The organism is Arthrobacter sp. B2060 (assembly GCF_059090445.1).
The window spans coordinates 228,946-248,966 of record NZ_JBNHFR010000005.1 but is presented as its reverse complement, the minus strand read 5'-3'; the positions used below and the strand labels follow the sequence as shown (position 1 = coordinate 248,966).

The window sequence follows — 20,021 nt, the reverse complement described above, 5'->3', positions numbered from 1 at the left end:
GTGTCATTCTCCAGCGCCGATGTCAATGAAGGCCTTGGTCAGCGGCGTCCGTCCGCTGCCAACCACCACGCGTTCGATCCGTTCTGACGAATGCGAGTCCCCATACGGATTGACCACCTGACGGGACAATTCCTGGAACTCCGCGCTCAAAGCCTTTTCAATACTAGCGTGGATCCCCGGACGCTCGTCGCGGCAGTGGATGACGTTGGCGCCGCATTCGCGGCCCTTTTGCCGATCCCCGACGTTGACGACCGGCACCGAAAAGGTCGCAGCCTCAAGAATGCCCGAGGAGGAATTCCCCACCAGGGCATCGATGGTGGCCATGACGCGGGGATAGAGCGGCCCCAGGCTCTCACGGACAATCGCGGTTCCGGCGGCGGCAATGTCCTCCAGTTCGGCAACGATTTCGTTGCGTCCGGCGTCAAAGCCCGGATACGTCAGAATCACCGTGCCCGCCGCGGCAATGGCTTCGTCGAATACCTGCCGCGCCAAGGCACCGGCGTTTCCGGACATCTCGGCCGTGGGCGGGTGGTACGTGACCATCAGCAGCGGTCGGACCAGGGGCCGGCCAAACTCTGCGCGGAACTCTTCCTCGGTCAGGGGATCCGGCTTCCTGAAGCGGTCGAGCCCGGGGGCGCCTGTCTGGTGAATCCGATCCGGCGATTCGCCAAGCTGGGCCACGCGGCGCGCGGCCCCCGCCGTGCTCACGCAGTGCTGGTCCGCCAGTTTGGTCACCGCGTGGCGGACGCGCTCATCGAGCGCCCCTTCCGTGACTTCCCCGCCATGGAGATGCACGAGCCGCACGCCTGAGATGACAACTGCCGGCACCACGTACAGGAGTTCCCACCGGTCGCCAAGAACAACGACGGCGTCTGGCCGGTTCTGCTGCAGCAGTTCAGCCATGCTCGCGGACAGTTTCGGACCCAGTGCAAGCTGGCCCAGCGCGGACGCGTCGTCCAAGTGGAGCCCCAGGTCATGGTGCACGAACGCACCATCCTGCAGCCCTGCTTCCCGGAGCCGGCCCGCTGCTGTCCCGGCCGGGAACCCCACGGCCGTTGCCACGTGCAACTCCACGTCAGGATTTCCGGCCAGCTGCACCAGGACGGGGGCGAGTGGGAAGAGATCCGCCCGCGTCCCTACGAAACCCAGCACCCGCATGTCAGGCAAGGTCCTCTGCGGTCATCGGTGTTCCGGCTTTGATGGCACGGCCAGCGGAACGGCCCACGACGTGGGCAGATGGACGGAGCCCGCCCTCCGGACGGAGGATGGCGACGTCGGCCTCCGTGATCACTGCGCCTGCCGCGATGTCCCGTACGGCGTGGAACGAGCGCCGCACCAGTCCGGCGTTGGCTTCCTCACTGGGCATTCTGCGCTTGTTGCCGTCGCCAAGCGCCCGGTAGACGTCACGGACGGAGCGAACATAGTCCTCGAACTCGGCCCGCTCAAGTGAGGCGGAGTGGTCTGGACCGTTGCGCGTCTTGTCAGTGGTGATGTGCTTTTCCAGCAGCGTCGAGCCCAGAGCCGTGGCAGCGATGGCCGTCAGCGAGCCCGGCGTGTGGTCCGACCAGCCGACCTCGACGCCGAATTCCTTCCGCATCGCGGGAATGGCGAGCAGGTTGGCCTCATCCAGAGGCGCGGGGTAGGCAGAGACGCAGTGCAGCAGGACGGTCGCGGGTGCCTTGGCTGTCGCCTCGAGCGCCGCGGCGATCTCCTCCCTGGTCCCCATTCCCGTGGAGACGATCATCGGAATGCCAAATTCCGCAATGGCGGCGAGATAGGGAGTGTTCGTCAGTTCCCCGGAACCGATCTTCAGCCCCGGAACGCCAATGTCCGCGAGCATCCGCGCGCTGTCGTAGTCGAAGGGTGTGGAGAGGAAGGTGATCCCCCGCTCGGAGCAGTGGTCCCGCAGCTCAACCCAGGCAGTCTCGGGCAGCGTCAGGCGCCTCAGCATCTCGGACTGGGACTCCGCGAACCCGGCCTTTTTCTGGTAGGGCGTGGTATCTGCAGCTTCCGTGACCAGGGATTCAGGCTTGAACGTCTGGAACTTCACCGCGTTGGCACCCGTGTCGGCTGCCATGTCAATCAGTTCATGGGCAACTGCCACGTCACCGTCGTGGTTCACTCCCGCCTCGGCAATGATGAAGACTTCCTCGTCGGGGCCGATGCGGTGCGGACCGAACGTCACATGCTGGGCTTTGGATTCGATGGTCACAGGGTTGCGCCTTTCTTGGATGTCAGTTTCCGGGCCGGAACACCGATGTAGGTTGCTCCCCCGGCGAGATCACGCGTCACGACAGCGCCCGCACCGATGACAGACAGTCCTCCCACCGTGCAGCCGGGAAGGACACGGGCGCCTGACCCAACAAATACTCTATTGCCCACGAACGAGGCCCCCAAAAGGACTGAACCGGGGGCCAGGTGCGTTCCGGATCCGACCCCGGCCTCGTGTTCGACAATTGCCCCGGTGTTGACGATGACGGCTGAGCCGATATCCGCCAACGGGCCCACGTGGGCGTGCTCACAGACCTGCGAAAGAGCCCCGAGGCGGGCGGTCGGATCAACGGTGGCACTTGCCGCGACCAACGGAACGGTGAGATGGACCAGCTCCGGCGAAGCGATGATCGATTCCGCGACGCGGTTCCGCACGCCGTTGTCCCCAATGCCGACGGCGATCGACAGGGACTTTTCGGCGGCGAACCTCAGCGCCTCGTCGTCGTCGAAAAACACGGCCGGGGGGCGGCCGTCGGCCGCGGCGAACGGGCTGAGGCTCCGCTCAGATACTGCGGAGTCGCTGGCCGTTCCAGCCAGCCCGGCGTCAGAAACGGCGGCCACGTAGTCTCCGCGGCCGTTCACGATCGAGGCAAGGCTGCGTGCGTGCCCGGAGGCCCCGAGGATCAGCCAGGCGCCCACCCCTAGAGCCGGCCCGACTCTTTGAGCCTGACCGCCTCGACGGCTACCGCCGGCGTGAGCTTCGGCAGCGGGGACGGCAGGTGCTTGAGCGGGTGCCGGAGGAAATGGATCGGGGACAGGCCCGCTTCGCCGCTGTGGGCACCTTCGGGGCGTTTCCGCAGCCCGAGGACAGCCTGGGCCTTTTCCAGCGGACCACTGGCCCAGTAATCCCAGAACGCGCCGAAGGAGGGGCTGTTCCAGCCGAGCAGGCTTTTCAGTTCGTCCGGCGACTTCATGTCCTGCACACCGAGTTCCAGGTCTGCTATGCGCTTGAGCTCGGCGTTGTCCGGTGATGTCTCATAGAATTCCGGCCACAGCTCACGCATCCGAAGGCCGGGATCGGTTTCTGCGTTCTGGCCGAGCTGGAAGTCCGGCCCGTAGATCTCGACGTCAGCGCCGGCAGCGGCGGCGTAGAGAAGTGCCGTGGACATGCGGTTCGAGACCACTTTCTGCGCGGAAGCCATCATCCAGAGAATCCGCCCCAAAAACTGCGGGTCCCTGCGGTCGCCGGCGCTGATGACGTGGTGCCCTGCGTCCGTCCAGGCACTGTAGATTTCCGGATGCTCGAGGTCTTCGATGTGGAGGCACACCGTGGCAGGCCCGTCACGGCGAAGGACCTCCTGCGCGAACCCGTCGTGGTCGCCGCTGACTTTTACCAGTGCCGTGCCGTGGAGGGGCAGCACCAGGGGCCCCAGCGTGCGGTCCGGCAGCCCGCCCTTGTCCTGCACCGCTTTCTGGAGGTACAGGAACGGCGCTCCGACGGCGGTGATCATGCTGGATCCGTCCGGGAACAGGTTCTCTGGCCCTTCGGGCGAGTATCCCCGTGACGCCGAGGTCCAGACCAGCCGTTTCCGGTTGGCACCGCGGTCATTGAAGTCTGCAAACTGAGCCAGGACAGGCGACTTGACCGTCCATCCGTGCTGCACCAAGCCCGGAATGTGGTGGATCCTGTTCATCCCGCAATGGTGCGCGAATGCCGCAGAGTGACCGTAATAGTGATTCTGGATATCCATTTAGAGTAGCGGCGCCTTGAGCAATAGAGTTGAGCAGATGACGCTCACATCATACTTGGATGTCTCTCCGGCCCTGGCTCCGGTGCCTTCCGCACGGCTGGCCGGGCAGCGGGAGGGGGGCCGCAGAACCTCGGCTCTTGTGAGGGGCACGGGCTCCATCGGTGCCCGGCATTTGCGGGTGCTCGAAGAGATGGGTGTTGATGACATCTTCGCTCTCCCCGTCCGTCCGACCCCAAGCCTGGCCGCGAGGAGCGATATTCCCGCCTCCGTCACATTGCTCACCTCGTACCCTGAAACCGAGGTGGACGTGGTGATCATCGCCACCGACACAGCGCGGCACGTCGATGACGCTTTGGAAGCCCTTGACCACAGCCCCAAAGCGCTCCTGCTGGAGAAGCCGGTCAGCCAGGATGCGGCGAGTGCCCGCACCCTCTCTGCGCACCCGAGGGCGGACACCATCTCCGTGAGCGCGCCGCTGCGGTTCCACCAGGGACTTGCGGTCATGGCGGACCTGCTCCCGAACATGGGGCAGGTCACCAGCGCCCAGGTCCGTTCCCAGTCCTGGCTGCCGTCCTGGCGCCCCACCCGCGACTACCGCGACAGCTATTCCGCCCGCGCGGCGGAGGGCGGGGCCCTGCGCGACCTCGTCCATGACATCGACTACCCCGTCATGCTGCTCGGAGCGCCTTCCTCCCTCCAGGCAACGCTGGGGCACGGCGTGCTCGGCATCGAGGCCGAAGAATCGGCCGACCTGCTATGGGGCGACCACGGAGCGGTCCACATCCGGCTTGACTACGTCAGCCCCGTCAAGACCCGCAGCATCCGCGTCAGCACCACGGAGGGCGCGCTGGTCTGGGACGTCGTTTCGAACGAGGTCGCCGTCGAAATCGCGGCAGCGTCAGGCGTCCAACGCAGTTCCAAACGCTTTCCGGATGATGCCTCCGTCGATGTCGTCCTCGCCCGCCAGACGCTCTCCGTTCTGGAGCGCTCGGGCGTGTCCGCGGGCAACCTGATGGAGCGCTTTGTTCCGGCATCGCTAACGGACGGAATCCGCGCTGTTGCCATCTGCGACGCTGCCAGGGCGGCCCACTCCTCCGGTGGGAAAGAACCGATAGTGTTGTAATCAGCTTCAGCTGCAGCCAACTTCAGCGTCCGATCCGGAACGTTGTGCACGACTCCCGAGGGCAACAAAACCATGACTGATACTTCCATCCGCCCCCGCGTTCTGGCGGTCATCCCGGCACGGGGAGGATCCAAAGGCCTACCCGGCAAGAACATCCGCCCCCTGATGGGCAAGCCGCTGCTGGCCCACTCCGTTGCGCTGGCAGGGTTGCTGGGCGATTCTGTGCGCTGCATCGTGTCAACGGATGACGAGACCATCGCCGAAGCCGCCCGTGCTGCCGGCGCCGAGGTCCCGTTCCTGCGTCCCGCCGAGCTTGCGTCGGATACGGCACCCATGAGCGTGGTGCTACGCCACGCCCTGGCCGCCATGGAGGAAATCGACTCGGTGGCCTACGACATGGTGCTGCTGCTGGATCCGACAAGCCCGACGCGCACGCCCGAACGGGTGCGCGAGGCCATCGACACCCTCGTGGCCACGCCGGAGCTGGACGGCGTGGTGGCCGTCTCCGAACCCTTCTTCAACCCGACCTGGGTGGGCGTGCGGCCTGAAGCCGATGGCCCCGGCCTGGTGAGGTACTTCGAGGAAGGCACAGGAGTCGTCCGCCGCCAGGACGTGCCGCGGTACATGCGCATCAATGGAAGCTTCTACGTCTGGCGGGCAGATTTCATCCGCCGGCTGGAAACCAGCTGGTTCGACGAGGGCCGCCACGGGTTCGTGGAGATACCGGAGACGCATGCGTTCAGCATCGACGACGAACACGAGTTCCGCCTGGTCGAAGCGGTGGTCGGAGCCGGACTGGCCCCACTGCCGGGCTACACGCCTGCCGATATGTCCGGCGAACCCACCACGGAGCCCGCCAAGTGACCGGGCTGGACAGCCTCTTCAGTCTTGAAGGGCGCCGTGCACTGGTTACCGGAGGGGCCGGGCCGCTGGGACGGGTGCTGGCCGGGACCCTCGCTGCCCAAGGCGCCGACGTCGTCATATCCGACGTCGCCGCGGACGCCTGCGAAGAAGTCGCGGAGCAGCTCGCCCGCGAGCACGGCGTGCAGGCCACGGCGGTGGCCGTCAACCTCCTCGAAGACGGCGGAACGACTGAACTGGCCAGGGCCATCGACGGGCCGCTGGACATTCTGGTGAACAATGCCGCCTTCACCGGCACCTCGGGGATCCCCGGCTACGCCGTCCCCTTCGCGGAACAGACGGACGAGGCCTTTGAGCTGGCGTCGAAGCTGAACCTCCGCGTACCGTTTTCCCTCGCCCGCGAGCTCGCGCCAAAGCTCTCGGCGGATGGACGCGGCTCAATCATCAACGTGTCCTCAATCTACGGGATCGTCGGGCCAAACATGGGCCTTTACGAGGGCACCGTCATGGGCAACCCCGCCGCCTACGGCGCCACGAAGGGCGGCATCGTCCAGCTCACGAGGTATCTTTCCACGGTCATGGCCCCTGCCGTGCGCGTCAATGCCTTCGCGCCCGGAGGAATCGCCCGGGGCCAGGCCGCGGCGTTCACCGAGCGGTACGAAAAGCTGACCCCGCTGCAGCGGATGGCCACGGAGGACGACTTCCGCGGCGTTGTCGCCTGGCTTTCCTCGGACGCTTCCCGGTATGTCACCGGCCAGACCATTGCCGTCGACGGCGGCTGGAGCGCCTGGTAGGCCTACCTATGGGGTGGCCGCCCCAGCGCCCATGTGGACTGCAGGAGGCGCTTGCGGCGGACTAGCGGGAGGCCGCTGTGCGGATGCGGCGGATCAGGCCCGGCGGCAGGTAGTACATCATGTACAGCGCCGCACGGAACGCTGTGTTGCGAACCAGTTGGCTGCCCGCTGACTTCCCCAGCAGCTGGGCGAGGTTCTTGCGCCCGGCATAAACCGTCTTGACGTAGGACGCACGGGGATGGACCCCCCGGCTGGTTTGGTTGGGGTGGATGCGGTACTCCACGACGTCGGCATCGAGGACCGCCATGCGTCCGCGCAGGGCGAGCCGCAGCCAGAGGTCGTAATCTTCCATCTGCCTCATCGGGTTATACCCGCCTACCGCCCGATAGTCAGCCGCCCGGAACATGATCGCCGACTGGACCAGCACGTTCTGCTCCAGCAGTTTTCCGCGGACGTCAGCTCCTGATGCGTGTCCGAAGGCTCCGATTCGAACGCCTTCCTCATCAATCCACGGTGCCTGGCCGGTGACCGCCACCGTGTCAGGATGCTCACGCAGGTACGCCACCTGCCGGGCAAAACGGCCGGGCAGTGCGACGTCGTCGGAGTCCAGCCGGGCAATGAACTCGCCCCGCGCGTGCTTGCACGCCTCGCGCAGGGCATGCCCTACACCTTGGGAATTCGTGCCGTGGACCAGCCGCACACGCGGGTCGGAGGCCCATTCCTTGTCCGGGGCCAGCTCCACCCCGTCAAGGTAGAGGATCAGCTCGAAGCTGGCGCCCTCCTGCTCCAAAACCGACTTAACAGCCCGGTCCAGCCATCTGTGCATGCTGTTGGTCGGGATGATCAGCGAGACATCCACCGTGGGTTCTGCCGGTCCTGCGGCCATCCTATTTGCCGTCCGTTTCCCAGACTCTCGGAGTCTCGTCGATGGCGATCCGCCGCGACAGCTTGGTCAGCGAAATCTCTGTCTGGCGGAACCGCTGGTACGTGGTGGCCATGAAGATCAGCAGCCATACAACCACGCCGTATAGCACAAGGTCGGTGCCACGGCCGATCCCGAACCAGCCCGCGACGGTGGTCAGCAGCTGCGGAAAGAAAATGGACAGGGCGGCCACGAAGGTGAAGACCATCAGCATGAGGCGGCGAATCGCCAGATGCCTTGCGTTGGACCCGCCCCGCATCAGGATCATCGCGACGAGGACGACAGCGAGGACCAGGATGACCTGGATGACAATTAGCATTTATTACCTCAAAAACAGTTCCGCGAGAATGTTGACCGAGTTCAGCAGGGACTGGCCCTTGGCCTTCGAATAATCCGTGTAGATGATCTCCACGGGGTGTTCCACATAACGCGGCTTCAACGTGGCCAGCCTGTTCACGAGTTCCGAGGCGTGAGCCATGCGGTTCTGCGTCAGGTTGATGTTGCGGGCAACATACGGGTTGAAAGCCCGCAGCCCGTTGTGGGCGTCGGTCAGGTCCATGCCGGTGGAAAGCTTGGATTGCAGCGCGGCCGTTTTAAGCACGATCCGCTTCATGGGCGACAGCTTCGTCCGGTCATCCAGGAACCGGGAGCCGAGCACGATGTCGGCCTCATCGTTAAGGACGCGGTTCGCCATCGCGAGTGCGTCAGAAACTTTGTGCTGCCCGTCGGCATCGAAAGTCACAATGCACCCGAGCTCCGGATCCTGCAGCGCATACTCGATGCCGGTCTGGAGCGCGGCCCCCTGGCCGAGGTTGATGGGGTGCTGCACCACCACGGCACCGGCCTCACGGGCGATCTGCGCCGAATTGTCCGAGCTGCCATCATCAACGCACACCACGTACGGGAAAACGGGCAGGAGACCTCGGATTACATCGGCGACAACGGTGCCTTCGTTGTACATAGGAATGACAATCCACGTTCGATTCACTGGAATAGTCTCCCACATTGAGGAGAGGGGCCGGGGACGGCGCTGAGCACCCTGGCTGCTTACAGTATTGTTGGCCACTGGCCATATTTCCCTGAAACCGTCGAGGAGCGACCATGCCCTGGGTGACATTCGTGCCCGTTCTACTGCTTGCCGCAGTGATCTTCCTGGGGCCTGGGCTGCTGGTCATGCGTGCGGCAGGTGTAAGGGGTCTTCCGCTCTTCGCGGTCTCCGGTCCGACGACGGTCACTCTCGCCAGCGCCGTTGCCGTGGCGGCTCCGTACGCCGGCATCCGCTACGGGATCATCCCCGTCGCCGCTTGTGCGCTGATCCTCACTGTCACCGCTCTCGTGCTGCGCTACGTCTTGGCCATCCGCGGCCTTGTATTCGGGGCGCAGCCCCGTAAGTCGTTCAACAGGAGCGCGGAGAACAATGGCGCCACGGGGCCGACCCTTACGTCAGCACAGGAGTGGGTCAGGCGCGGTGCCATCGTTGCCGCCTTCGCCATACCGGCGGTCATCATCACGGTGCGGTTTGCGCGGATCATCGGCGCCCCCGGCAACATCTCGCAAACCTATGACAATATCTTCCATCTGAACGCCATCGGTCATATCTTGATCACCGGCTCGGGCTCGTCCCTGACGCTGGGAAACCTGACCGAAGCATCTGCGGCGTTCTACCCCGCTGCATGGCACGACCTGATCGCACTCGTCGCCTCAACAGCGTCAGTCTCAGTCCCGGAAGCCATCAGCGCCGGCAATATCGTCATTGCCGGGGCCATGTGGCCACTCGGAATGATGTACCTGATCAGCCGGATCTCCAGTGGACACGTCCTGCCCATGCTGCTGACGGGGGCTCTCGCCGCGGGTTTCAGCTCCTTTCCGTACCTCATGATTGACTTCGGGGTTCTGTACCCCAACCTGTTGGCGATCGCGATCATGCCCGTGGCACTGGCACTGACCATTGACCTTCTGGGCCTCAACCCAACCAAGCGGCGGATCGTGCCTGTGCTCTGTCAGGGGGCTCTCATCCTGCCCGGCCTTGCCCTGGCCCATCCGAGTTTCGTCGTGGCCCTGTTTGGGCTGGCCCTCCCGCTGCTGCTGACGAAACTGGTCCGCCTCGCCGCCGGCTTCAGGCGTAGAGAGACCACCGGCCGGCAGCTGATCGGCTTTGCCGTCCTGACAGCCGTATTCATTCCGCTCGTCTTCATCGTGTGGGACATGGCCGGCCAGAGCCTCACGTCTTCACGGTGGAAGCCTTATCAGACCGTTTCCCAGGCCATCGGTGAGGTTCTCGGCGCCGGCCCCCAGGGAAGGCATGTTTCCCTGGTGATGTTCGTGATGCTCGTCGCGGGACTTGTCGCCTCCATCGCACGGCGAAAGCTCGTCTGGGCGCTGGGCATGGCCTTTGTTGCTGCCGGACTCTTCATCGTGGCGTCCGCGCTTCCTCCGAGCGAGACCCGGCACTTCCTGACCGGAGTCTGGTACAACGACTCATACCGCCTCGCCGCGATGCTGCCCGTCGTCCTGCTCCCCCTGGCCGTGCTGGGCGGCGAAAGCATTCTCCGTGGAACTGCCGCTGCGGCCACGAGGCACCGGGTGGGCGAGACGGCCAGCAGGATACTGCGCCTTCCCGGCGCCACCGCCCTGGACAAGATTGCGCCCGCCGCCGTTCTGCTCGTGGGAGTCTTCGCCATTGCCGTGGGTGCGCAGTTCGGTGCCGTTGGAAAGGAACAGGTCCTTGCCTCAGCCAACTACAGGACAGGCCCGCATGTCCCGCTGGTGTCCAGTGACGAGCGGGCGCTCCTGGACCGCCTGCCCAGCCACGTTCCAGCCGGGGCCACCGTCTACGGCGATCCCTGGACGGGGGCGTCCCTTACGGAGGGACTGTCGCTCCGCCGCTCTGTATCGCCGCATATCGTCGGCCGCCGCACACCGGAAGAACTTGTCATCCTGAGCCGGCTCGACGAGGCAGGCGTCAACCCGGTGGTCTGCCCGGCAGTGAAGGCATTGAACGTGCAGTACGCCCTCATTTTCGACGACCACGAGGTCCACGGCGGAGCCCACCCCAACACCGCCATGGACAAGGCTGAAAGCGCCCCGGGCCTGAAGCTCGTTGATCAGCAAGGACCGGCCAGGCTCTACCAGGTGACCGGTTGCGGCCCGCTGGGCAATCCGTAGGAGTTCTACCGGCAGGAAAAGCCCCGTGCGTCCGATGGACGCACGGGGCTTTTCTTTGCTACCGCCCGGCCGGCCATGCTCCCAGGAGGGATGTGACCTTTATTAGGCCCGCAACGTGGCAACCGCTTGTTCGATCGGGCCGTCAAACGTGACGTTGCCCCGGTCGAGCAGGATCCCCCTGTCGCAAATCCGCGACACGAGATCCAAATCATGGCTCACCACGACCAGGGTTTTGCCTTCCGCGGCGAGCTCCTGGATCTTCGCGATGCACTTCCTCTGGAACGGCTCGTCGCCGACCGCCAGGATTTCGTCCACCAGGAACACCTCGGGATCGGTATGGACGGCCACTGAAAATGCGAGCCGCAGGTACATGCCCGACGAGTAGAACTTCACCTCGGTGTCAATGAACTTGCCGATTTCGGCAAATTCAACGATGGAGTCGAAGCGCTCCTTAATCTGTTCCTCGGTCATGCCAAGGATGGCCCCGTTGAGGTAGACGTTGTCCCGGCCTGACAGGTCATGGTGGAAACCCGCACCGACCTCAATCAGCCCCGCCACCCGGCCACGCGTCCGCACGGTCCCGTTGTCGGGCACCATGACGCCTGAAATGTGTTTCAGCAGAGTCGACTTGCCGGAACCGTTGAAACCAAGGAGGGCCACGGCCTCCCCCTGGCCGATTTCCAGTGAGACGTCATGGAGTGCGTGGAACTTCTCCGAAAGATCGCCTTTGCGGCCCTTGGCAAGCCAGACGATGGCTTCCTTGATGGACCTGGTGTGGCGCAGGACGAACTGCTTGTTGATGTTCTTGACTTCGATGGCGGTGGTCACGTTAGAGCTCCTGTGCAAAACGGCCCTCAAGCCGGCGGAAAGTCAGCTGGCCGATGAGCAGGATGCCAGCGGAGACAAGCAGCGCAACCGGCAGCCAGACAGACAGCAGGTGCGGAGGCAGCGGAGCGCTGCCGTCCGTCGTCGGAAGCCAAAAAGCGTAGTGGAATGATTCCACGCCCACCGTAATGGGATTGAACTGGTACACCGTGAACCAGAACTCCCCCAACTTGTCCGCAACCATCGTCCAGGCGTACATCACGGGCGAAGCCCAGGTCGCGACCATGAGGAGCATGTCGACAAAGTTCTCCGAGTCGCGAAAGTAGACGTTGACTGCGCCGAACAGCAGGCCGAGGCCTGTTGCGAGCAGGCCGACGATCGCGAAGCCGCCCAGTGCGGCGGCCAACTGCAGGAAGGAGGGGTGCCATCCTGCGTAGAGGCATGCGCCGACGAGAATGACGAGCTGCGGAAAGAAGTGCACGGCAGAGACCCATACCGAGGCGACCGGGAACAGCTCCCGCGGAAGATAGATCTTCTTGATGAGCCCACCGTTGTTCACGATGGAGCGGGAGGCGTTCCCCAGTGCCTCGTTGAAAAAGTTGATCAGCACGATTCCGGAGAACAGATAGATCGCATAGTTGGGAAGGCCGTCCGGGTTCCTGGGACTGTTCTCAAGTCCCAGGAACACACCGAGCGCAATGTAAAACACGATGAACTGCACACCGGGCTTCACGTAGGACCAGAGCAGCCCAAGCACGGACCCCCGGTACCTGACCTTCAGTTCCTTGCGGACCAGAAGCTTCAGCAGGAACCTCGTGCGAAAGACTTCAGCGAGCCCGCCGCCGACACCGGGGCGGGCCAGCTCCGTGCTAACGCTCATCTACGCGTTCACTATGTGCGTCAAAGGTCTTCTTCCACGTGTCAATCGACGTAATCTCAGGCAGCGCAGCCTTGTACTCGGCACTGAGCTTTTTCCAATCCTTCAGCAGCAGTGAGTGCAGGCGCGCACTCTCGGCAAGCATGGAACGGAGCTGCTTCGGGTCACGTTTGTACCATGCGGAGCCAGTGCCTTCGGCGTTTGTGACAACGGCGGAATCGTACTGGGACATGCGCCACCAACGGTTGTCCTGGTGAGCCACATTCGCCTGGGGACGGACCCTGCTCGACGGCGTAACGGGCTTCACCAGCTGGCGCAGCACGGTCTTAGCGGCGATGGGGATCAGGCCCAGTTTGTTTGGCTCGCGGACACCGTGCCCGTGCTTCGGGGGCTTGTCCAGTTTCGCGGCAGGGAAGGTATCCGGATCAGTCGCGATCACCGAGTCCGGGTAGTTCTTCATCATGTCCCGGATTTCAGGCAGCTTTTTGGCCAATTGCCCGTGAAGCTGCCCGGGTCCCCGCAGGAGGTCCCGCAGCGCCATGTTGCGCCCGCGTGCGGTGGCGTACTGCATGGACACCAGGTGCTTGATGTCTGCATAGTGCGACTCGCGGACGATCCGGCCGCCGAACTCGTAGGGGCTGTGAATCAGCGCCGCAATGAACCTGTTGCGGGCGTGGAAGTATGCCTGCCACCCCACGAGGTCGTCCTTGTCGATCCAGGAAACATGCCAGACCGCTGCGCCGGGCATGGAAACGGTCGGATAACCATGTTCCTTGGCCCGGAGGGAGTATTCGGCGTCATCCCATTTGATGAACACCGGAAGGGCAAGGCCGATTTCACGGAGGATCCGCGTGGGGATCAGCGACATCCACCAGCCGTTGAAGTCCACATCGGCCCGGCGGTGGAGCCAGCTGGTCTGACGGAGGTTGGTGGACTGGAAGTCGTGGCCCAGCAGCATGTCCTCACGGGACTGTTCCCAGAGGAAGCGCCAGGGGTTCACAACCTCACCGAAGGTGTGCAGCACCGTGCGGTTGTACAGGTCAAACATGTGCCCGCCGACGATGGTCGGGGTCTTGCACAGGTCTGCGAAGGTGAGCATCCTTGAGATGCTCTCGGGTTCCACTACGACGTCGTCGTCCATCAGCAGCACATAGTCGCTGCCGTTCTCGACTGCTTCGTACATGCCGCGTGCGAATCCGCCGGAACCGCCCAGGTTGTCCTGGTTGATGATCCTCAGCTTGCCGTCCAGCGCCGCGGCCACCTCGGCGAAACCGTCAGCATCGGACACTTTCTGCGTCCCCTGATCGACAACCACGAGCTCCTTGACGTGCTCCAGGGCATCCGGGTTTTCGGACAGCAGCTTGAGGTTGTTGATGCAGAATTCGGTCTTGTTGAGGGTGGTGATCTGCAGCGTCACACTTCCCTGCTGGCTGTCGTCGCCTTCCGTCAGCCACTCAGCATTCCGGAGGACCAGGGGCTCGGACCCGGCCACCAGGTCGAACCAGTACCAGCCGCCGTCGCCGAACGGGGCGAGGGTCAGGTCAAAGGTGCTGACCGAGCCGCCTTCGACCTTACGGGAATCAACGCGCTGGAGCGCACCGCGGGCGTTCGACTTGTAGACGATAACGGAGCCGGAACCGGAAGTGGAAACCGACAGCCGGACACTCTTGACGGTGGTCCAGCGCCGCCAGTAGCTCGCGGCGAACGCGTTGAAGTAGCTGCCGAACGAGACACGCTCACCCGGGCGGACCGACGTCGAATGACGTGTCAGGAAGTCTTCCACGTGCGCTTCCTTGCTCGGAGCGCTGACGGTCTGGGTCTTGGTCCTGCTGTTCGCCTCAAGGTTCGACGTCGGCAGCTGCACACCGGTGGCGGTTCCGGTGTCAAGGTACAGAGGCACAGTGTCCATCTGACTCTGGCTCGGCAGAATAACCCGCTGCAGGACCCGCCAGGACTGGCCTTCCTCGTTCATGTGCAAGGCCTCGGTCTTGGTAGCTGTGCTCATGCGTCCACGCCTCCGCTTTCAAGTTTTGTTCCGCTTTCGAAATGCGGACGGATCTTGTTGTCGAACATCGTCAGGGCCGATCCGATGGCCATGTGCATGTCGAGGTACTTGTAGGTGCCGAGGCGTCCGCCGAACAGGACATCCTTCTCGGCCGCTGCCAGGTCGCGGTACTTCAGCAGCCGCTCCCGGTCCGCGGGGGTGTTGATTGGGTAGTAGGGCTCGTCGCCCTTCTCTGCGGAGCGGGAGAATTCCCGCATGATGACGGTCTTCTCACTCTGGTAGTCCCGCTCCGGGTGGAAGTGCCGTGGTTCGATGATGCGGGTGAAGGCGACGTCCTCGTCGTTGTAGTTGACCACAGAGGTCCCCTGGAAATCGCCGACGTCGAGAACTTCCTCTTCGAAGTCGATGGTCCGCCAGGAGAGGTCGCCCTCGGCGAAGTCGAAGTAGCGGTCCACGGGCCCCGTGTAGATGACCGGGATGTTTCCGACGACCTTGTCCTTGCTGTACTCGTGGGAATCGTCGAAGAAGTCGGTGTTCAGCCGTACTTCGATGTTCGGGTGTTCCGCCATCTTTTCGATCCATGCCGTGTACCCGTTGGTCGGCAGGCCTTCATACTTGTCGTTGAAGTACCGGTTGTCGTAGTTGTAGCGGACCGGAAGCCGGGAAATGATGCCGGCCGGGAGATCCTTGGGATCCGTCTGCCACTGCTTGCCGGTGTAGTGCTTGATGAACGCTTCGTAGAGCGGCCGTCCGATGAGCTGGATGCCCTTGTCGTTCAGGTTCTGGGGATCCGTCCCCGCGAGTTCGCCGGCCTGCTCCTGAATCAGGGCCTTTGCCTGTCCCGGGGTCAGGTTGGCGCGGAAGAACTGGTTGATCGTGGCCAGGTTAATGGGCAGCGAATAGACCTCGCCCTTGTGGACGCCATAGACCTTGTGGACGTAGTTCGTGAAGGTCGTGAAGCGGTTCACATACTCCCAGACCCGCTCGTTGGAGGTGTGGAAGAGATGCGCACCGTAGCGGTGGACCTCGATTCCCGTCTGTTCTTCTTTTTCGCTGTAGGCGTTGCCGCCGATGTGGTGGCGGCGGTCGAGGACGACGACCTTCAAGCCCAGCTCAGTGGCGGCCTGTTCTGCGATTGTCAGACCGAAAAAGCCTGATCCTACGATGACGAGGTCAGCAGTCACTAAATCTCCTGGTTCGAATTCGGGCAGGCCAATGTTGTGCATTACCTGCTGCACTAGCCTACCCGAGTCTGGTCGCCTGGCCGTTTTGGAGGCCGCGGGAGCGGTTATCCACATAGGCCATTGCACCCGCACACCTGCGGCGTCTCCGGCGTTAGCGTGGTGCCTGAATTTCCCTCAGGAACGGAGGCCCGGCAGGTGGATCTGCACTTCACCCTGGTTCGCGGCCCCGGCTCCGGCGAGGCCGCCGCGCCGGAAGAGCTGACGGCGGCGGTCCCTGAGGGGTCTTCGGGAACAGTGCTGGACCGGGAGCTCGCCCTCCGCTTCCGGACCCGGCGGCTGACCGTGAATGGCCTGCCGCTTCCTTCCTTGACCGTGGGGCTGGCACCGCTGGTCACCGGCGCAGTCCTTGTGGACGGCGGGCACCACCCGGAAGGGCGCCGCAGCCGGTCTGCGCGCGTTGCCCCCGCCAGCCTGCTGCTGGCTGTCCACAGCGGCCCTGCCGCCGGAACGGTGCTGCCGCTGCGCCGCGGGAGCTACCTGATCGGACGCACCAACGCTGACCTGACAGTTCCTGACCCGGACCTGTCACGAGAACACGCACGTATCGAGGTGTCAGATACAGCCTTGACCATTGAGGATCTCGGCAGCGCCAACGGCACCGAAGTGGACGGCAAGGTTGTCCGGAATGCTGCCCTCTCCACCACCTCCCTCATCCGCTGCGGGCGGTCCACCCTGTCCGTTGTTGTGGCCGGACCGCGCGGTTCCCGGAACTCGTTCCTCGGTTCCGCCGGTCAGTCCGTAGCCGAACCGTTGACGGTACCGCGGCAGGCGGGGCAGGAAAACCGGGGACTGCTGTTGCTCAGCGCTGCGCTCCCAGTTGCTGTCGGGGTGGGCCTGGCGCTGCTGACCGGAATGTGGATGTTTCTGGCATTCACGGCAGTATCCGTGGTGATGCTCCTGACGCCGCTCCTAACGGGCCGCCGGCAGCGCCGCAGGGTGCGATCGGCAGTTGCCGAGGCGGCGGCCAAAGATCGGGAACGACGACGGCGGTCGGCGCCCTCGGCTGCACAGCTGGCCCTGGACGTCGCGGGGACGCTGATAACCGCCGACGCCCCGCCTGACGTCTCGGGCATCTGGCTCCGCCTCGGGCTGGCGGAGCAGGATGCGAATGTCCGGGTAGACCCACCGGATGCGGAGTTTCGGCCGCCGCCGCTGGGGTCAATTCCGCTGCTGCTGGACCCGCGGCTGCCCGTCGTCACCGTGCGGGGGATTGAAACCGAAGTGTCTGGACTGATGCGTTCGTTTCTCATGCAGCTCACGGGATATCCGATGGCCCGCGGAACGCGGGTCATCGTCTGCGGACCTGTGTCGTCGCTGCCACTGGCCGCGAGATACCTTCCCAGCGTCACTCTGCACGCTGCCCCCTGGGACGTTGAGAGTACCCTCGCCTGCGCTTCGGACGGGGACGGCGACGGCGACGCCGGAGCCTTCCTGCTCTCCTCCCCCGCAGGAACGGGCTGGCCTGACCAGCTGGTTGAAACGGCACGGCGGCACAGGTGGCGCGTCATCAGGTTCACAGATTGCGGTCCGGAGGCTTCGGCTGCGGCGACCCCAGCTGCCCAGGGACCGCCGGAGACGGGTATCGAGCTGGTCGGGCAACAGGCTGTTTTTCGCTCCGCCGCCAGCACTCAGGGTTTCATCCCCGACCTCGTACCTCCGGAGGTCTTTGACCGGTACTGCCGGCAGGCCAGCCAAACCAGACCCGCAACTGATGAGCACTCCATGCCCGCAGCATGCCCGCTCAGTGACATTCTTGACCTGTCAGCAGAGGCGGCCGACGTCAGATGGTCGAGGGGACGCCTTGCACCCGGGTTGGCCATACCCATTGGCCATGATGCAGATGGTCCGCGCATCCTGGATCTTGAGGCCGACGGCCCGCACGTCCTCGTTGCCGGCACTACCGGCTCCGGAAAGTCGGAGCTCCTGCGAAGCCTGACCGTTGCCTTGGCGCTCAGCTATCCCCCGGACCGGGTCAACCTCCTGTTCTTCGATTTCAAGGGCGGGTCCGGGCTTGGTCCGCTGACGCCGCTCCCGCACTGCGTGGGCATGCTGACGGACCTCTTAAGGAGCGAACTGGACCGGACGATGACATCACTGCGTGCGGAGGTCCGCCGCCGGGAGCACCTCCTCGCGGAGGTTCAGGCACCGGACCTCGCGGCCTACCGCCTGTCTAAGGCCCATGACTTGCCTCCTCTCCCGCAACTGATCCTCGTCATCGATGAATTCCGGATGCTGGTGGACGACGCTCCCGCGTCCCTACACGAGCTGATGAGAATTGCCACCATCGGCCGCTCGCTGGGAATCCACCTGATCATGGCTACGCAGCGTCCGCAGGGCGCACTCAACGCCGATATCAGGGCCAACGTCACCACCAGCATCGCCCTCCGGGTCCAGTCCGCCCATGAATCGGCCGACATTATCGGCAACGACGCCGCAGCCGCGATCAGGGTGGAAACGCCCGGCCGGGCTTATCTTGCCAGGGGGACGCAAGAAGCGGAGGAGTTCCAGGCTGCTGCGCTCTCGATCGCGGCCCCCGAGCCCGGGCACGGCACCGCCACTGTCCGCCGCACGACCGACGCCCTCCTCCTGGCCCCGACCCCGGCAGCGGAGGGGGTCGCCCCGCCCACACCCGCCGCGGCCGCCAATCCCTTGGTCGAGGTGGCGGCGGCATTATGGGCAGCCCGGGGCGGCGCTCCTGTCAGAAGCCCTGTCGCCCCGCCGCTGCCGGCCGTTCCGACGTTTCCCGGCAGAGCAGATGACCCCAGCGCCCCCTCTGCAGGCACCCGCCCTGCCTCCTCCGCACTGCCCGGAACCACCGCTTCTTCCAGCGGAGGCTGCTGCGTGGAGCTCGGCTGGCTCGACTTGCCGCAGCACCAGGAGATTACCCGGCTCTTCTGGCGCCCTGTCATCGATGGGCATCTTGCCCTGGTGGGCGGCACAGCCGGTGATGCCGCCCGCGCGTTGTCGCTGGCTCTGAACCAGTTAGCGGTGCATCCGGAGGAGTCCCATCTCTACGTCCTGGATGCCGACGGCTCGCTGGCCGGAATGAAGGCGTCGACGCGGACCGGTGCCGTGGTGGGGCTGCACGAATTGCGGCGGGGAGTGCGGGTGCTGGAAAGGCTCCGCCAGGAGATGTCCGAGCGGCTGGGTGGTGCGGGACCGGCTGAGGCCACTCCCCTGATTCTGGCCATCTCGGGGTGGGGATCGTGGGTCTCCGCCCTGCGGGCTTGTCCTTTGATGTGGGCTGAAGACCTGGTCCACGACATCGTCCGCGACGGATGCCGTGCCGGTATCGCTGTGGTCATGACGGGCGAGCGCGAATTGGCCATGTCGCGGTTCCTTTCCGCCATACCAAGCCGGGTCTACTTTCCCAGGGGCGCAAGTGATGAGAGCCGGTTTACATGGCCCAAGATGCCTGAGATCCCGGATGTCCCCGGACGTGCCGTGGCCTTTGGATCAATATCCGGCGGCGCTCCGGCAGTCTGCCAGTTCCACGCCGACGGCGGGCTGCTGCACCATCGCTCAGGGAAGCAGCCGGACCCGCAGGCCGCGCCTTTCCGGGTGGAAGCATTGCCTTCGCGCCTTCCGGTGGACAAGCTGCTGGCCCTGATCGGCAGTGGCACCAGCCCGGCTGCCGCGGAGACGGCCCGCCGACGGGAAGGCTCTCTGAAAAGTTTCAGCCGGTCCCGGCAGCTGTACATCGGTGTGGGCGGCGACGATCTTCGCCCTGCAGCTGTGCGGCTCCCATCCGGCGGCGCCCTCGCCGTCCTGGGCGGGCCGGGGTCGGGAAAAAGCACGTTGCTCGATGCTATTCCCGTCCTTAACCATTCAGCGGCGGCCTGGCTGTATCCCGACGCCGAGTCCAGCCCCGCCGAATACTGGGCGGAAATCCACCGCGAGGCACTCGCAGGACGGCTGGCCCGGGATGCTGTGCTGCTCGTTGACGACGCCGACCAGCTGCCCTCCTCCGTCAACCACCAGTTGCTTGACGTTAACGCCCTCGGCTGGGCCGTCATCCTGTCCGCGGGCTTCAGTCAGACTCTGGTGCAGCGGGTTCCCCTGGCCATCACCGCCCGCAGTTCCGGCAGCGGGATACTGATTGCTCCAAGAAGTCCCCTGGACGGAGACCTCTTCGGGCTGAGGTTCGAACTGGAACCCAATCCGCCTCCGGGACGGGCGGTCCTTCTCTCGGACGGCAGGGCGGTGCCGGTTCAACTGGCCGCTCCGCCCGACTGATCCGCCC

At 64.6% G+C, this 20,021-nt stretch carries 16 protein-coding genes; 5 read left to right on the top strand and 11 right to left on the bottom strand.

The genetic code is table 11. The features are described 5' to 3' along the window. Positions 1–3: 3 nt before the first annotated feature. The 4 genes from neuC to AC5RUM_RS11575 are packed head-to-tail and all read right to left on the bottom strand — an operon-like array spanning position 4 to position 3,905. Positions 4–1,158 carry a UDP-N-acetylglucosamine 2-epimerase gene (neuC, locus tag AC5RUM_RS11590; RefSeq protein WP_494035062.1) on the bottom strand — a complete coding sequence of 385 codons (1,155 nt, stop codon included), beginning with the start codon at positions 1,156–1,158 and terminating at the stop codon, positions 4–6. A 1-nt stretch (position 1,159) separates the two neighbouring features. Further along, the gene (locus tag AC5RUM_RS11585) at positions 1,160–2,212 is read right to left on the bottom strand and encodes an N-acetylneuraminate synthase family protein (protein ID WP_494035061.1); all 1,053 of its coding nucleotides are present in this window, start codon (positions 2,210–2,212) and stop codon (positions 1,160–1,162) included. Next, positions 2,209–2,910 (bottom strand): PglD-related sugar-binding protein, encoded by a 702-nt coding sequence (locus AC5RUM_RS11580; RefSeq protein ID WP_494035060.1) that lies wholly within the window; start codon positions 2,908–2,910, stop codon positions 2,209–2,211. Before AC5RUM_RS11580 ends, AC5RUM_RS11585 begins: the two co-directional genes overlap by 4 nt. A 2-nt stretch (positions 2,911–2,912) precedes the next feature. After that, on the bottom strand, positions 2,913–3,905 hold the full coding sequence (locus tag AC5RUM_RS11575) for a hypothetical protein (RefSeq protein ID WP_494035059.1): 993 nt from the start codon (positions 3,903–3,905) through the stop codon (positions 2,913–2,915). A gap of 94 nt (positions 3,906–3,999) precedes the next feature. On the opposite strand from AC5RUM_RS11575, the gene AC5RUM_RS11570 reads away from it, so the two are divergent. From AC5RUM_RS11570 to AC5RUM_RS11560, 3 genes are all read left to right on the top strand, one after another. Next, positions 4,000–5,085, top strand: coding sequence for a Gfo/Idh/MocA family protein (locus AC5RUM_RS11570; RefSeq protein WP_494035058.1), 1,086 nt, complete (start codon positions 4,000–4,002; stop codon positions 5,083–5,085). Positions 5,086–5,157: 72 nt separating this feature from the next. Beyond that, positions 5,158–5,949: an acylneuraminate cytidylyltransferase family protein gene (locus AC5RUM_RS11565; RefSeq protein WP_494035057.1), complete on the top strand. Its 792-nt coding sequence runs from the start codon at positions 5,158–5,160 to the stop codon at positions 5,947–5,949. Then, a complete protein-coding gene (locus AC5RUM_RS11560) occupies positions 5,946–6,740 on the top strand; it encodes an SDR family oxidoreductase (protein ID WP_494035056.1) in 795 nt (264 codons plus the stop codon). Before AC5RUM_RS11565 ends, AC5RUM_RS11560 begins: the two co-directional genes overlap by 4 nt. A gap of 61 nt (positions 6,741–6,801) precedes the next feature. On the opposite strand, the gene AC5RUM_RS11555 is transcribed toward AC5RUM_RS11560, so the two are convergent. From AC5RUM_RS11555 to AC5RUM_RS11545, 3 genes are read right to left on the bottom strand one after another with little or no spacing between them, the layout of a single operon-like run. After that, positions 6,802–7,626 carry a glycosyltransferase gene (locus AC5RUM_RS11555; RefSeq protein ID WP_494035055.1) on the bottom strand — a complete coding sequence of 275 codons (825 nt, stop codon included), beginning with the start codon at positions 7,624–7,626 and terminating at the stop codon, positions 6,802–6,804. Between the two features lies 1 nt (position 7,627). Continuing rightward, positions 7,628–7,981 (bottom strand): DUF2304 domain-containing protein, encoded by a 354-nt coding sequence (locus AC5RUM_RS11550; RefSeq protein ID WP_205655362.1) that lies wholly within the window; start codon positions 7,979–7,981, stop codon positions 7,628–7,630. Between the two features lie 3 nt (positions 7,982–7,984). Further along, complete coding sequence (locus tag AC5RUM_RS11545; RefSeq protein ID WP_494035054.1) at positions 7,985–8,668, bottom strand: glycosyltransferase family 2 protein; 684 nt, start codon at positions 8,666–8,668, stop codon at positions 7,985–7,987. Between the two features lie 95 nt (positions 8,669–8,763). Between AC5RUM_RS11545 and AC5RUM_RS11540 the strand changes: the two genes are divergently transcribed. Beyond that, on the top strand, positions 8,764–10,827 hold the full coding sequence (locus tag AC5RUM_RS11540; protein WP_494035053.1) for a DUF6541 family protein: 2,064 nt from the start codon (positions 8,764–8,766) through the stop codon (positions 10,825–10,827). 102 nt (positions 10,828–10,929) lie between these two features. On the opposite strand, the gene AC5RUM_RS11535 is transcribed toward AC5RUM_RS11540, so the two are convergent. The 4 genes from AC5RUM_RS11535 to glf are packed head-to-tail and all read right to left on the bottom strand — an operon-like array spanning position 10,930 to position 15,718. After that, on the bottom strand, positions 10,930–11,655 hold the full coding sequence (locus AC5RUM_RS11535) for an ABC transporter ATP-binding protein (RefSeq protein ID WP_309986771.1): 726 nt from the start codon (positions 11,653–11,655) through the stop codon (positions 10,930–10,932). Position 11,656: 1 nt separating this feature from the next. Continuing rightward, the gene (locus AC5RUM_RS11530; protein ID WP_400578582.1) at positions 11,657–12,532 is read right to left on the bottom strand and encodes an ABC transporter permease; all 876 of its coding nucleotides are present in this window, start codon (positions 12,530–12,532) and stop codon (positions 11,657–11,659) included. Then, the gene (locus AC5RUM_RS11525) at positions 12,522–14,534 is read right to left on the bottom strand and encodes a glycosyltransferase (RefSeq protein ID WP_494035052.1); all 2,013 of its coding nucleotides are present in this window, start codon (positions 14,532–14,534) and stop codon (positions 12,522–12,524) included. The genes AC5RUM_RS11530 and AC5RUM_RS11525 overlap by 11 nt, the downstream gene beginning before the upstream one ends. Then, positions 14,531–15,718, bottom strand: a complete 1,188-nt coding sequence (gene glf / locus AC5RUM_RS11520; protein WP_494035051.1) for a UDP-galactopyranose mutase — start codon at positions 15,716–15,718, stop codon at positions 14,531–14,533. The genes AC5RUM_RS11525 and glf overlap by 4 nt, the downstream gene beginning before the upstream one ends. A 159-nt stretch (positions 15,719–15,877) precedes the next feature. Between glf and AC5RUM_RS11515 the strand changes: the two genes are divergently transcribed. Beyond that, a complete protein-coding gene (locus AC5RUM_RS11515; RefSeq protein ID WP_494035050.1) occupies positions 15,878–20,014 on the top strand; it encodes an FtsK/SpoIIIE domain-containing protein in 4,137 nt (1,378 codons plus the stop codon). The last annotated feature ends 7 nt before the right edge of the window (positions 20,015–20,021 follow it).

Excerpts from the sequence above, each read along its gene's own strand:
- neuC (WP_494035062.1), bottom strand. The coding sequence starts at position 1,158 with ATGCGGGTGCTGGGTTTCGTAGGGACGCGGGCGGATCTCTTCCCACTC.
- AC5RUM_RS11575 (WP_494035059.1), bottom strand. The coding sequence starts at position 3,905 with ATGAACAGGATCCACCACATTCCGGGCTTGGTGCAGCACGGATGGACG.
- AC5RUM_RS11570 (WP_494035058.1), top strand. The coding sequence starts at position 4,000 with ATGACGCTCACATCATACTTGGATGTCTCTCCGGCCCTGGCTCCGGTG.
- AC5RUM_RS11565 (WP_494035057.1), top strand. The coding sequence starts at position 5,158 with ATGACTGATACTTCCATCCGCCCCCGCGTTCTGGCGGTCATCCCGGCA.
- AC5RUM_RS11555 (WP_494035055.1), bottom strand. The coding sequence starts at position 7,626 with ATGGCCGCAGGACCGGCAGAACCCACGGTGGATGTCTCGCTGATCATC.
- AC5RUM_RS11550 (WP_205655362.1), bottom strand. The coding sequence starts at position 7,981 with ATGCTAATTGTCATCCAGGTCATCCTGGTCCTCGCTGTCGTCCTCGTC.
- AC5RUM_RS11545 (WP_494035054.1), bottom strand. The coding sequence starts at position 8,668 with ATGTGGGAGACTATTCCAGTGAATCGAACGTGGATTGTCATTCCTATG.
- AC5RUM_RS11540 (WP_494035053.1), top strand. The coding sequence starts at position 8,764 with ATGCCCTGGGTGACATTCGTGCCCGTTCTACTGCTTGCCGCAGTGATC.
- AC5RUM_RS11530 (WP_400578582.1), bottom strand. The coding sequence starts at position 12,532 with ATGAGCGTTAGCACGGAGCTGGCCCGCCCCGGTGTCGGCGGCGGGCTC.
- AC5RUM_RS11525 (WP_494035052.1), bottom strand. The coding sequence starts at position 14,534 with ATGAGCACAGCTACCAAGACCGAGGCCTTGCACATGAACGAGGAAGGC.